Genomic DNA, 11476 nt, shown 5'->3' with positions numbered 1-11476 from the left:
GCTCTGCTGCGCGATCCCGCTCTGCGTTACACTCACCGGCGTAAATGACACCGGGCGAGAAGAGCCAAGCTCTCCGTTTCTATACTGCCGCCGCCAAGTGGTCAGAAGCGAGCGGCAAATACCATGCCGCCGAGCTGTCGCGGTCACCTGTCGGTGACCAACAAAGCTTTCCTCCACAATGCGTCGTTTGTCATCATCAGACCAGGACCGACGGCGAACGCCATCGGTCGCGGAAAGAACTTCAATTTGGGAACAGTTGATAAAGTCGGACATAAGGTCGGACTTACCATCGGAGCCAAGCCCTGTTCAGACGGCCCTCGCCGGAGCATTACTTCGAAGCATCGTTTGTTTGGCTTTTTCCAAGCGTTTTGTCTGCTCGTTCAATGAAACCTCCCTCAACATGTGAAGGGGAAATGGGTTCAAAGGAAATTCACAAAAAAAGTTTGTTCGAAACTTTTAAAGAAATCGCTACGGCACGCCTATCCTATCTATCAAACACACAAATATCGCACGCTGAACGTATGACCGTGAAATCTGTGTGGCAATCTGTGTGGCAATCTGTGTGGCAAGTCTGCAAATAAAAATCAAATTTACAGCAAAATCCAACCATTCTTACGATTTTGGGCTTGAAAATGGTGCCCCCACACGGACTCGAACCGCGGACCTACTGATTACAAATCAGTTGCTCTACCAGCTGAGCTATAGGGGCACTGGGGCGTCGTTTACTTGCTCGGGAAAAGGCGTGCAAGAGGTTTGTATGAAAATTGTCGGACTTTTGTCGGCTTTTTGTCGGGCAAGTTGCATGACAGCGCCAAAGACACCTCCCGACGCCTCCCTCCGGCACAGGACGCCTCCGCCCTGCCCCGTTATCGCTCAGCTCAGGTCGGCGGCGTTTTCGGAGCGGGCCATGAGGATCACCGCGCCCAGTCCCACAAGGATCACCAGAAGGGCGGCAGGGGAGGCTTGTTCGAGCTGTTCGAGCGAGGCCTTGTCATAGACCCGCGTGGCCAGCGTGTTGTAGTTGAACGGGCGCAGGAGCAAGGTGGCCGGAAGCTCTTTGACGCAATCGACGAAGACCAGCAGAAGCGCCGTGCCCACAGAGCCGCGGATCAAAGGCACATAGACGCGGGCCAAAGTGCCGCCCAAGGTCTGCCCCAAAGAGCGCGCCGCCATCGGCAGGGAGGGCGAAACGCGGCCAAGGGCGGCGTCGGTCGCCCCTTGGGCAATGGCGAAAAACCGCACCACATAGGCAAGGATAATCGCAAAAGCCGAACCGGTCAGAAGCAGGCCGGGATCGGAGCCGGTGATATGCTCGATCGTATCGGCCAGAAGGTGATCCAGCCCCGCCAGCGGAAAGAGGATGCCAAGGCCAAGAACCGCACCGGGGGCGGCATAACCCAAAGTCGTGAAAGGCAGGATCAGGCGCGGCAGTTTGCGCCCCGTCAGACGCACCCCGTAGACCATGAACAGGGCCGCCATCACGGTCAGAACCGCCGCACTCCCCGCCACGGTCAGGGTGTTCTTCAAGGCCGAAAGCAGGCCCGGTGCAAGCCATTGCTCCGACTCGCCCAGCGCATGATTGGCAATCACACAGACCGGCAGGACAAACCCCACGAGAAACGGCACGGCACAAAGCGCCAGCGCCAGAAGCCCCTGCCAGCCTGTAAGACGGATCGGCGCAATCGGTCGGGTCTGACGGGCGTTCTGGTGGAACCGTGCCCGCCCGCGCGAGCTTTTCTCGAACCCCACCAGCAACAGCACAACAACCAGCACCACCGTGGCGATCTGCGCCGCGCCGCCGGCATTGCCGCCTTCGAGCCATGTGGAGAAGATGCCGGTGGTGAGGGTTTGCACGGCGAAATAGGACACAGTGCCGTAATCCGACACGGTCTCCATCATCACAATCGCGGTGCCTGCGGCAATCGCCGGACGCGCCAGAGGCAGGCCGACACGCCAGAACCGTGCAAAGGGCCCTGCCCCCAAAGCCCGCGCCGTTTCATAGACGGAACCGGATTGTTCGCGAAACGCCGCCCGCGTCAGCAAAAAGACATAGGGGGTCAAAGCAGCAGCCAGCACAATGATGGCCGAGCCCAAGGAGCGGATTTCGGGGAACCAGTAGTCGCGCGAGGTCTGCCAGCCGAAAATCTGGCGCAGCCCGCCTTGCACCGGTCCGGCATATTCCAGAAAATCGACCAGAGCATAAGCACCCACATAAGCCGGGATCGCCAGAGGCAGAAGCAACAGCCATTCCAGCGCCTTGGAGAGCGGGAAACGATACATCGTCACCAGCCACGCCGCCCCCGTGCCGACACAGGCCGACAGGCCCGCCACACCAAAGGCCAGCACTGCGGTCGTGCGCATGTAGCGCGGCAAGGTGGTGGAGATGAGATGCGGCCAGATGTTCTCGCTGGGATGAAAGGCAATCCAGACCACGGCCAGAAGGGGCATCAGCACCAGAAGGGCGATGAGAAAGGCCCCAGCGGACCACGGCGACAGCCGCGCGACCCGCGCAAGTTTGCGATGGCGGCGCGTGGCGCCTGCGGTCTTGCAGGCGGGTGTCTGAGCGATTTGGTCGGTCATCCGGCTGGCATAATCCCTTTTGGCAGCGAGGTGAAGAAAAACCCGCAAGGGCGGGGCTGGACCTGTCCCATACGCGAAGGGGCGCAAACATCCCTGCCCCCTCGCACAGCCTCGCGTCATAACGGGTCCAACCCTGTGCATTAGAGGGCAATCTTAAAGCCTGTCAGGCTCTGTGCGGAAATGCGGTTTCCCTGACGGGAAAAGAGCTTATATTAGAGCGACATCGCGAGGCCCGACAGGGCGGACCATAGAACAGATGCAGACAGCAAAGCAGCTCGGAAAGCGGATAGCCCCATGATGATCTCCATGCATATCGGCGCGCATTGCACCAATGGCGCACAGCTTATGCGCGGCCTGTTGAAGAACAAGGCCGTTCTGGCCGAACACGGGGTCGCTGTCCCGCCGCCATCGCATTACCGTGATCTGCTTCCGCAGATCATGAAGAAGGTCAAGAGCGAGCGTGCCACGCCTGAGTCGCAGGAGATTCTGCTCGACCAGATTATCGAGCTGGACGACTGCCAGCGCATGGTGCTGAGCTATGAAGATGTGATCTGTATGCATCCGCTGATCTTCGAGAAGGGTCAGTTCTACAAGAAGGCGAATTTCAAGCTGCCGTGGCTGCGCAATGTATTTGCCGATCACGATATGGAATTCTTCATCGGGTTGCGCAATCCGGCGACATTCGTGCCCAATGCCTTTGCCAAATGCGGAGCGAACACCAGTTTCGAGGCCTTCATGTCCGGCGTCGATCCGGAAACCCTGCGCTGGTCGGAGCTTCTCGAACGGATTCAGGCGGCCTGTCCCGATGTGGGGATCACCTGTTTCGCCTATGAGGACACGCCGCTGACATGGTCGCAGGTGATGCGCGAGATGACGGGGGTTGGTCCTTTGGTGCCCATGTCGGGCGGTTTGGACATTCTGGCTACGATCATGAAGCGCGAGGGCATGAAGCGGCTGCGCACCTATCTGAACACCCATCAGCCACAGAACGAAGAACAGCGACGCCGGATTATGCAGGCGTTTCTCGACAAATATGTGGATGAGGACACGCTGGAAGAAGAGATCGACCTGCCCGGATGGGACGAGGCGCTGGTGGCGCGGCTGAGCGAGGCCTATGAAGAGGATCTCGACCGGATTGCAGGGATGAACGGCGTGCGTTTCATCGCGCCGTAAGCTGCGGAGCTTGGTGTCAGTTTTCCAGATGTCGGGCAATCAGCCCGTCCAAGCGGCTCACCGGATGGGATTTCACCCATTGCGCGACACGGCATCCGGCCTGCGCATAGGCGCTGGCATCGCGGGCGGCGGCGGAGTGGCGCCAGTCGTGGGATTTGATCGGCAACGCCCCCTGCCCCGGATCGCATGTGTCGGGGTTCACGTGTGACACCCAGACCGCAATCCCCTCGTCCACCCAAGCCGGAAAACGCATCTGGCCGCGCAGCCCGATTTGGCGGTGTAGCGCCACATGGGCCAGTTCATGGGCGATGATCTCCGTGTCATGGCCGTCTGGTGTGAGGTAGAAGAGATGGCTGCCATAGGTCATCGCGCGCGCATCCATATCGCCCATCACCTTGTTGCAGGTCTCGGTATAGCAGATCAGGATGCGGGGTCGCGCCTGCGGGCCGAACACTTCGGCGACGCGCGCCTCGGCGCGGGCAAGGCGGGTCAGCAAGGGCACGGACGTGGTGGGGCCGCGCAACTCGGAATAGACCTGCGGGGCAATTTCCCTGAACCCGAAACAGGACGGGCAGACTCCGGCCAGAACCGGAGACCGCCACAGAAGACCCAGCCCGATCCCGAAACCGAGGCCAAGCGCGACAAGCACGGCGGCGGCTCGGTTGCGGGTATGTCGGGTCATGGGAACCTCGCCGGACGAACGCCTCAGCGCATGCCCAGAGCTTCTTTATACATATCGAGAATGGCCTCTTCTTCAGCGATCTCGTCTGCGGATTTCTTGCGCAGCGCGATGAGTTTGCGCATGGCCTTGGTGTCGTAGCCACGGCCCTTGGCCTCGGCCATCACCTCTTTTTGCTGATCAGCGATGTCTTTTTTCTCAAGCTCAAGGCGCTCGTAACGCTCGACGAACTGGCGCAGCTCGTCGGCGGTGACACGGTAGGATGCGTCGGGACCGGATGCGTGGCCGGAGGTGTTGTCGTCGTCCATCATGGGGAAACCTTCCTCAAAGTTTTTGCTCTTATCAAGTCCTGATCCCTACCCGCGACGCCGCGCTATGGCAAGCCTGTCCCCCCGCACAAAGCGAGAGGATTTCCGCGCAATTTGCCCCCGCGCTAGAGCGAGGCGATCTCGACCCCTCGGGCCTCAAGTCCGGCGCGCAGTCCCGTTGTCATCGCCAGCGCCCCCGCCGTGTCACCATGCACGCAGATCGTGTCGATCTTGCACGGAATGCGTTTGCCACTCTCGGCAATGATCGCGCCCTCTTGGAGCATCGCCAGAATCCGCGTGGTGATTGCCTCCGGATCATGCAGAACGGCACCGGGCTGGCTGCGATCCACCAGCGTGGCGTTGTCGTTATAGGCTCGGTCGGCGAAAATCTCCCCCGCCCAAGCGCAATCAAGCTCGCGCACCACCTGCTCCATCGCGGTCGCCGCCAGCACCATAATCACAATGTCGGGCTGCACTTTGAGCGCGGCTTCGTAGCAGACCCGCGCCAGACCGGCATCCTCGGAGGCCATGTTGGCCAGCGCCCCATGCAGTTTGAGATGTCGCACCTCGCCGCCCGCCGCACGCGCCATCGCCTGTGCCGCGCCGAGTTGATAGGTCACCATATTGGCGATTTCCTCATGGCTCAGCGCCAGACGCCGCCGCCCGAAACCCTTGAGATCGGCAAAGCCCGGATGCGCGCCGATGCCGACACCGTTGGCCACGGCCAGACGCATGGTCTCGGCCATCACATCCGGATCACCCGCGTGAAAACCGCAAGCGATATTGGCCGAAGTAATCACTTCCATCAGCGCCGCATCGTCGCCTTTGGACCAGTCGCCATAGCCCTCGCCAATGTCGGAGTTCAAATCCGTTTTCAGCATCTCTCAACCCTCCAGGTCATCGCCAGCGGTCACACCGCTGATCAGTTGATAGCGTAAAAGATCATGGATCGTCGCCGGATCACGGATGAGCGGCTTGGCGCGTCTGCGCAGATCCTTGAGCCGTTTCTCTTGTGCGGCGGCGATCCGGTCGGCCTCCTCCAGCGTGATCTGCCGGAACCGCAGCGCCGCGCCCAAAGGGGCCTGCGCCACCACGGGCAGGTCTGCGGCAATCACCGTGCCGATCCGTGGATAGCCGCCGATGGTCTGACATTCGTTCAGCAGCACATAGGGCAAACCGTCACCGGTCATCTGGAGATCGCCCTCCAGAATAAAGTCTGACGCCAGCCCTTCTGGCGTTTGAGCCGGAAACCGTGCCTCCGCTTCCAGCCGCACGCCCTGACGGTTGGCCATGACCGATCTGGCAAATGTCGTCGCCTCGAAGCGTTCGCGGGTCTCAGGCGCGAAGAGCGCGGTTTGCGGCCCCGCGATATAGCGCAGCTCGCCGCCAGAAAACCGCGTGTCCAGCGGCAAGCCCAGCGCAGAGGCGCCCGTATCTTGATCCGGTCCCAGCGGCAGGCGCGCGCCCGTTGCAAGCGCCGCGCCGATCCCCGCAACACCGTGGGTCGAGCGGCTGCCCATCACCTCGGGCGTCTCGATCCCGCCCGCGAAGGAGAGATAGCCATAGGTGCCGCGCTCCGCCGCGCCGATGCTCAGACGCTCTCCGGCCTCCAGCAGATGCGACGCATTCCAGCGCAACTCCTTACTGCCGAGTCTGACCCGCATGGGCGCGCCGGTCAGGGCAATGCGCGTGGGCGCGGTGACTTCAAACGTGCCGCCAAAGCCCGCCATCTCGATGGCCGCCAAAGGCTGACGATGCCCCAGAAGGGCGGCGGCTTCATAGAGGGCGACCGGATCGGCAGCACCTCCGCGCGACAGGCCCAAATGGGTCAGCCCCGTGCGCCCGAGGTCTTGCACCGTCAGGCCGGGGCTGGATTTATGGATCACAAGCTCTGTCATCGGCGCACCTCCAGCCGTGCCCCGCCTGCGGGATCGCCTGCAGACAAAAGCACCGACATCTCCGACCCCGAGACCGGCACCAGCCGCATCTCGTCGCCCGCACGCAGCGGGATCGGCGTGTCGCTGTCGGGACGGAAAGGACGAAAGGCCGTGCGGGCCACCTGACGCCAGCCGGTCGGGGAGGCATTGGCGAAGAGCACAAGCTGGCGCACCGCCAAGGCAATCGCGCCCTGCGGCACCTGCGGGTTGAGCGCAGACATGCGCGGCAGGTCATAGGGCGCGGGCAAGAGGCCGAGATAGGGCTGCCCCGGTGCAAACCCGATGGCCAGCACCCGCAGAGGCGTTTGCGCGATGTCTTCGATCACCTGCGCCGCAGCGCGACCGCTCAACGTGGCGACCTCGTCGAGATCGGGGCCGTGCTCTCCGCCAAAGGCCACGGGCACCTGCCACAAACGCGCAGCGGGTTCCGGCGTGGCCGTGTGCCAGTCTTCGGCCTCCACAAGACGCGCGATGGCGGCGCGCATGGTGGCCCGCTCCGAGCTTGCCGGATCAAAGGAGAACAGCACGGAGGTGAGACAGGGCGAGACCTTTGTCACGCCCGGCAATGCGCCGGACCGAGCGGCCTCTTGGGCCTGCGCATGCAGCTTTTGCACGGCGGCTGTGACCCATGGCTCCAGCGTCAAAGCGAATCGGACCAGCCATCCGTCACGCCCCAAGGTCAGGATTTCCGGCGCACCGGTCCCTGCAGGTCGTCGCGAAATTTCTTCCGCGATTTCAGGTGGTTTCCCACGCATTTTCATATCCCTGTTGTGCGACGTCTGACTGCGTCTTGAAAGTTTTCATTGACATAAATCTCAAAACGCTGACAATTTGTCAACGATATGACATCGAGGTGAACCAATATCACCCGATCCCAACAGGAGAGAAAAGATGAATAAATTTGCATTCACCCTCGCAGCCGCGATGGGCGTTGCCACTGCCGTATCCGCCGACACTTGGGACATGCCGACCCCCTACGGGGATGCGACCTTTCACACGGTGAACATCCGCGAATTTGCCGCCGATGTGGCCGAGGCCACCGATGGCGCGCTGGAGATCGAGGTCCATTCCGCAGGCTCTCTTTTCCCTCACGGCGAGATCAAGAACGCTGTGCGCTCCGGTCAGGTGCCGCTGGGCGAGTTTTTCCTCTCGACACTGGCGAATGAAGACCTTGCCTTCGGCATGGACAGCCAGCCCTTCCTTGCCACGTCTTATGAGGAGGCCGAAAAGCTCTGGGCCGCGCAGAAACCTGTGATTACCGAGCTTCTGGGCGAACAGGGTCTGATGCCGTTGTTCTCCGTCGCATGGCCTGCGCAGGGGCTTTACACAAATGGCGAGATTGCCACGGTAGACGATCTGTCGGGGCTGCGGTTCCGCGCCTATAACCCTGCGCTCGAACAATTCGCTGCCCTTGCCAAAGCCGCGCCGGTTCAGGTTGAAGCCGCCGATATTCCGCAGGCGTTCACCACCGGTCAGGTCGAAGCGATGATCACCTCGCCCTCGACGGGTGCCAATTCGAAAGCATGGGATTTCGTTGACACCTATACGCCGATCAACGCATGGGTGCCGAAGAACATCGTGGTGGTGAACCAGCGCACCTTTGACCGTCTCGATGAAACCGTGCAAGCCGCCGTTCTGGCCGCTGCTGCCGAGGCCGAGAGCCGCGGTTGGGAGATGTCCAAGGCCGAAGCCGAGGAAAAAACCGCTGTCATGCAAGAGAACGGCATGACGATTGCAACTCCGACGCCGGAACTGGTCGCAGGTCTTCAGGCCATTGGCGAAGAGATGCTCGCCAAGTGGAAAGAAGAGGCCAGTGAAGACGCTCTGGCCATTCTCGACGCCTATCAGGCCGAGTAACCCCTGCCCCGTCCTGCCGGTCCGCTTCGCACGAGCGGGCCGCGCCTTGTTCTGTTGGGAGACCCTTGGGAGTTGCCGCCATGCGCCGCCTGCTTGATACGCTTTACACGATTTCCGGCGGTCTGGCCGCCCTGTCCATTCTCGCGATCTGTCTACTGGTCAGCGCACAGGTCGGACTGAACATCCTTGCCCGTCTGGGCGGGCCGTCCTTATCCTTCACCATCCCCTCCTATGCCGATTTCGCAGGCTATCTGCTGGCGGCTGCGAGTTTTCTGGCGCTGGCGCCAACCTTTCGCCACGGCACGCATATTCGGGTCAATCTGGTGATCTCGCGTCTCGGCGCACGGGTGAGCTGGGCTCTGGAGCTGTTCACGCTGGCGGTGGCCGGATGCGCTATGGGATATGCCACATGGTATGCAGCCAGCCTGATGATGGAGAGCCACCACTACGGCGACAAATCCACCGGCATGATCGCCGTGCCGATCTGGATACCGCAGGTGGTGATGGTGCTGGGGCTGGGTCTTTTGACGCTGGCCATCCTTGATCGACTGGTCGAAAGCCTGCGGGCGCGCCAGCCGGTTCTCACAGATGATGCGACGGAGTAAACATCATGTCTGATCCCGTCGTCTTCTCGATCCTTCTCGCCTTGTTGCTCGGCCTGCTCGCCAGTGGCGTCTGGGTGGCGGTCGCGCTGCTCACCGTGGCTCTGGCCGGTCTCACCTTTTTCTCCAACGCGCCGACAGGGCTGGTGATGGCCACCACGCTCTGGGGCCATAGCCACAGCTGGCCTCTGGCCGCGCTGCCGCTCTTTATCCTCATGGGGGAAATCCTGCTGCGCTCGCGCCTGTCGCAGGATATGTTCTCCGGCCTCGCACCGTGGCTGGGCCGTGCGCCCGGACGGTTGCTGCATGTCAACGTGCTGGGCTGTGCGATCTTTGCAGCAGTTTCCGGCTCCTCCGCCGCCACCGCCGCCACCATCGGACGCATGTCCGTGCCGGAACTGACCAAGCGCGGCTATCCCGAAAGCCTGATCCTCGGCACGCTGGCGGGTTCTGCCACGCTGGGCTTTCTGATCCCGCCCTCGGTGATCCTCATTGTCTACGGCGTGGCCACCGAACAATCCATCGCGCGGCTGTTCATTGCGGGTATCCTGCCGGGGATCATGCTGGTCGGGCTGTTCGGCGGCTATGTGGCACTTCGGGCATGGATGAATCCGGCCCTCATCCCCGTCGAAGACAGCCATTTCTCACTGCGTGAAAAGCTTCGCGCCTCCAAGAGCCTCCTGCCCGTCATCCTGTTGATCGGTAGCGTGATCGGCACGATCTACACCGGCGTGGCCTCCCCCACGGATGCCGCCGCCGTGGGCGTGCTGTTCTCCATTATCCTCGCCGTCTCCACCGGCAGCTTCACCCGCCGCGATTTCATGGATGCGCTCATGTCGGCCATGCGCACCAGTGCCATGATCGCCTTTATCCTCTTGGGCGCTGCGGTTCTGTCCGTCGCAATGGGCTTCACCGGCATCCCGCGCAATCTGGCGGCGTGGATCGGCACATTCGGCCTCTCCCCCTATGCGCTTCTGGCGGTGCTGACGGTGTTCTTCATCGTGCTGGGGTGCTTCCTCGACGGGATTTCGGTCGTGGTGCTCACCACCTCGATCATCCTGCCGATGGTGGAGGCCGCAGGAATCGACCCGTTGTGGTTCGGCGTCTACCTCGTCCTTGTGGTGGAGATGAGCCAGATCACCCCGCCCGTGGGGTTCAACCTCTTTGTGATCCAAGGGCTGACAGGAACGAATATCCTGCGCATTGCCAAAGCCGCCCTACCCTTTTTCGGGCTGTTGCTGTTGGCGGTCGTGCTCATCACGCTGTTTCCGCAGATCGTCACATTCCTGCCCTCCGCGATGGGGAACTGACGCCGTTTGCGTCCCCCGCGCGGCGTCACAAAGACGAGGCCGCGCGGCTGGCCTGATCGTAGAAACCGGACAGGACCCGCAGCGCGGCGGCGATCTCGCTCAGGTTTGCGCCTGCCATATTTCCGCCTTCAAATGGCTCCAACAGACATTCCTCGCGCACCTTGCGGTAACTCTCGCACAGGGCGCGGCCCGTCTCCGAGGTGCGATAGAACACTTCCTTGCCGCGTTTCTCCGAGGTCAAAAGTTCCAGCTTCAGCAATTTGCGCAAGGCGTAATTCACCGTATGGGTGTCCTCGATATTGAGCAGAAAGCAGATGTCGGTCAGTCGTTTTTCACGGTCGCGGTGGTTGGTGTTGTGCAGCACAAGGATTTCCAGAGCGGACAACTCCCCCATCCCTGCCGCCGCCATGCACCGCTGCATCCAGCGGGCAAAACTGTTGTAGGCGATAATCATGCCATATTCGAATTCGGAAGCCTCCGCCGCCGGACCTTCGGCAAGGTGCTGCGAGGAAACGATGCGGCGTTGTGGGTCTGACATGGGAAACCTTCCAGAAATATCCGTCCTTACCCGCATATTATAAATAATTTGTAGGTGTTTTGTAGCTTTTTCACCGCTATATTTCGATGTCCTTACCTCGTGCTGCGCAAATATGGGGGTGAGCGCATCTTTGGGCCTGTGCAAATGCTTGCTTGAACGCGCCGGTTCTGTTTCAAGCGGGGCACGCGCACAAGAGCATAAACGAGGGACGAAGATGGACATATTGATCTGGGGCGGAGTGGCTTTGACTTTGGGGGGCGTGGCCCTGTTGGTCTATTGCATCATGGCCGCGCTGAAGGCCAAGAAAGCCGGTGGCACGGATGAAGAAATCCGCGCACGGCTCCAGAAGGTCGTGGCCCTCAATCTCGTGGCCCTTCTGGTCTCTGCGATGGGGCTGGGCGCGGTCACCATCGGCATCATCCTCGGCTGATCTTTTGATTCTCGGACTGCGGGGGCAATGCCCCTGCCTGACCCGGCGCCCTTAGGGGCGGC

The 11476-nt window shown here is 61.4% G+C and carries 13 protein-coding genes and 1 tRNA gene; 5 read left to right on the top strand and 9 right to left on the bottom strand.

The features are described from left to right. The 3 genes from tnpA to BM152_RS01695 all read right to left on the bottom strand — a co-directional run. Positions 1-273, bottom strand: a 273-nt coding sequence (tnpA, locus tag BM152_RS01705; RefSeq protein ID WP_139222463.1) for an IS66-like element accessory protein TnpA, incomplete at its 3' end; no start/stop codon positions are given. A 360-nt stretch (positions 274-633) separates the two neighbouring features. Beyond that, a tRNA-Thr gene (locus BM152_RS01700) sits at positions 634-709 on the bottom strand. A 164-nt stretch (positions 710-873) separates the two neighbouring features. Continuing rightward, the gene (locus tag BM152_RS01695) at positions 874-2448 is read right to left on the bottom strand and encodes an ABC transporter permease (RefSeq protein ID WP_231730524.1); all 1575 of its coding nucleotides are present in this window, start codon (positions 2446-2448) and stop codon (positions 874-876) included. A 426-nt stretch (positions 2449-2874) separates the two neighbouring features. Between BM152_RS01695 and BM152_RS01690 the strand changes: the two genes are divergently transcribed. Next, positions 2875-3753: a hypothetical protein gene (locus BM152_RS01690; RefSeq protein WP_066603689.1), complete on the top strand. Its 879-nt coding sequence runs from the start codon at positions 2875-2877 to the stop codon at positions 3751-3753. Between the two features lie 16 nt (positions 3754-3769). Here BM152_RS01690 and BM152_RS01685 read toward each other — a convergent pair whose 3' ends face one another. The 5 genes from BM152_RS01685 to BM152_RS01665 all read right to left on the bottom strand — a co-directional run bounded on the left by BM152_RS01685 (position 3770) and on the right by BM152_RS01665 (position 7432). Beyond that, positions 3770-4435, bottom strand: a complete 666-nt coding sequence (locus BM152_RS01685; RefSeq protein ID WP_066603684.1) for an eCIS core domain-containing protein — start codon at positions 4433-4435, stop codon at positions 3770-3772. A gap of 23 nt (positions 4436-4458) precedes the next feature. Further along, on the bottom strand, positions 4459-4740 hold the full coding sequence (locus tag BM152_RS01680; RefSeq protein WP_066603778.1) for a DUF2312 domain-containing protein: 282 nt from the start codon (positions 4738-4740) through the stop codon (positions 4459-4461). A gap of 125 nt (positions 4741-4865) precedes the next feature. Next, the gene (locus BM152_RS01675) at positions 4866-5621 is read right to left on the bottom strand and encodes a LamB/YcsF family protein (RefSeq protein ID WP_066603682.1); all 756 of its coding nucleotides are present in this window, start codon (positions 5619-5621) and stop codon (positions 4866-4868) included. A gap of 3 nt (positions 5622-5624) precedes the next feature. Further along, on the bottom strand, positions 5625-6638 hold the full coding sequence (locus BM152_RS01670) for a 5-oxoprolinase subunit C family protein (RefSeq protein ID WP_066603680.1): 1014 nt from the start codon (positions 6636-6638) through the stop codon (positions 5625-5627). Continuing rightward, the gene (locus tag BM152_RS01665; RefSeq protein WP_158527936.1) at positions 6635-7432 is read right to left on the bottom strand and encodes a 5-oxoprolinase subunit B family protein; all 798 of its coding nucleotides are present in this window, start codon (positions 7430-7432) and stop codon (positions 6635-6637) included. Before BM152_RS01665 ends, BM152_RS01670 begins: the two co-directional genes overlap by 4 nt. A gap of 136 nt (positions 7433-7568) precedes the next feature. Between BM152_RS01665 and BM152_RS01660 the strand changes: the two genes are divergently transcribed. The 3 genes from BM152_RS01660 to BM152_RS01650 all read left to right on the top strand — a co-directional run bounded on the left by BM152_RS01660 (position 7569) and on the right by BM152_RS01650 (position 10446). Further along, positions 7569-8534: a TRAP transporter substrate-binding protein gene (locus BM152_RS01660; RefSeq protein WP_066603671.1), complete on the top strand. Its 966-nt coding sequence runs from the start codon at positions 7569-7571 to the stop codon at positions 8532-8534. Between the two features lie 80 nt (positions 8535-8614). Beyond that, positions 8615-9139, top strand: coding sequence for a TRAP transporter small permease (locus BM152_RS01655; protein ID WP_066603664.1), 525 nt, complete (start codon positions 8615-8617; stop codon positions 9137-9139). Positions 9140-9144: 5 nt separating this feature from the next. Next, positions 9145-10446, top strand: coding sequence for a TRAP transporter large permease (locus tag BM152_RS01650; protein ID WP_066603661.1), 1302 nt, complete (start codon positions 9145-9147; stop codon positions 10444-10446). 25 nt (positions 10447-10471) lie between these two features. Here the strand turns inward: BM152_RS01650 and BM152_RS01645 are convergent, their stop codons facing one another. Next, positions 10472-10984, bottom strand: coding sequence for a winged helix DNA-binding protein (locus BM152_RS01645; protein ID WP_111481306.1), 513 nt, complete (start codon positions 10982-10984; stop codon positions 10472-10474). Positions 10985-11198: 214 nt separating this feature from the next. Between BM152_RS01645 and BM152_RS01640 the strand changes: the two genes are divergently transcribed. Further along, entirely contained in the window at positions 11199-11414 is a 216-nt protein-coding gene (locus BM152_RS01640) for a hypothetical protein (RefSeq protein ID WP_066603657.1), read from the top strand. Positions 11415-11476: the final 62 nt, after the last annotated feature.

Origin of the sequence: Celeribacter halophilus, assembly GCF_900114135.1 — a bacterium.
In the GTDB taxonomy this organism is placed as follows: domain Bacteria; phylum Pseudomonadota; class Alphaproteobacteria; order Rhodobacterales; family Rhodobacteraceae; genus Celeribacter; species Celeribacter halophilus.
The sequence above is the reverse complement of the archived record's forward strand: the minus strand, read 5'-3'. Positions and strand labels throughout refer to the sequence as shown.

Bases quoted from the DNA above. Each gene is read 5' to 3' on its own strand.
- BM152_RS01695 (WP_231730524.1), bottom strand. From the start codon at position 2,448: ATGCCCCTTCTGGCCGTGGTCTGGATTGCCTTTCATCCCAGCGAGAAC.
- BM152_RS01690 (WP_066603689.1), top strand. From the start codon at position 2,875: ATGATGATCTCCATGCATATCGGCGCGCATTGCACCAATGGCGCACAG.
- BM152_RS01685 (WP_066603684.1), bottom strand. From the start codon at position 4,435: ATGACCCGACATACCCGCAACCGAGCCGCCGCCGTGCTTGTCGCGCTT.
- BM152_RS01680 (WP_066603778.1), bottom strand. From the start codon at position 4,740: ATGGACGACGACAACACCTCCGGCCACGCATCCGGTCCCGACGCATCC.
- BM152_RS01675 (WP_066603682.1), bottom strand. From the start codon at position 5,621: ATGCTGAAAACGGATTTGAACTCCGACATTGGCGAGGGCTATGGCGAC.
- BM152_RS01670 (WP_066603680.1), bottom strand. From the start codon at position 6,638: ATGACAGAGCTTGTGATCCATAAATCCAGCCCCGGCCTGACGGTGCAA.
- BM152_RS01665 (WP_158527936.1), bottom strand. From the start codon at position 7,432: ATGCGTGGGAAACCACCTGAAATCGCGGAAGAAATTTCGCGACGACCT.
- BM152_RS01660 (WP_066603671.1), top strand. From the start codon at position 7,569: ATGAATAAATTTGCATTCACCCTCGCAGCCGCGATGGGCGTTGCCACT.
- BM152_RS01655 (WP_066603664.1), top strand. From the start codon at position 8,615: ATGCGCCGCCTGCTTGATACGCTTTACACGATTTCCGGCGGTCTGGCC.
- BM152_RS01650 (WP_066603661.1), top strand. From the start codon at position 9,145: ATGTCTGATCCCGTCGTCTTCTCGATCCTTCTCGCCTTGTTGCTCGGC.
- BM152_RS01645 (WP_111481306.1), bottom strand. From the start codon at position 10,984: ATGTCAGACCCACAACGCCGCATCGTTTCCTCGCAGCACCTTGCCGAA.
- BM152_RS01640 (WP_066603657.1), top strand. From the start codon at position 11,199: ATGGACATATTGATCTGGGGCGGAGTGGCTTTGACTTTGGGGGGCGTG.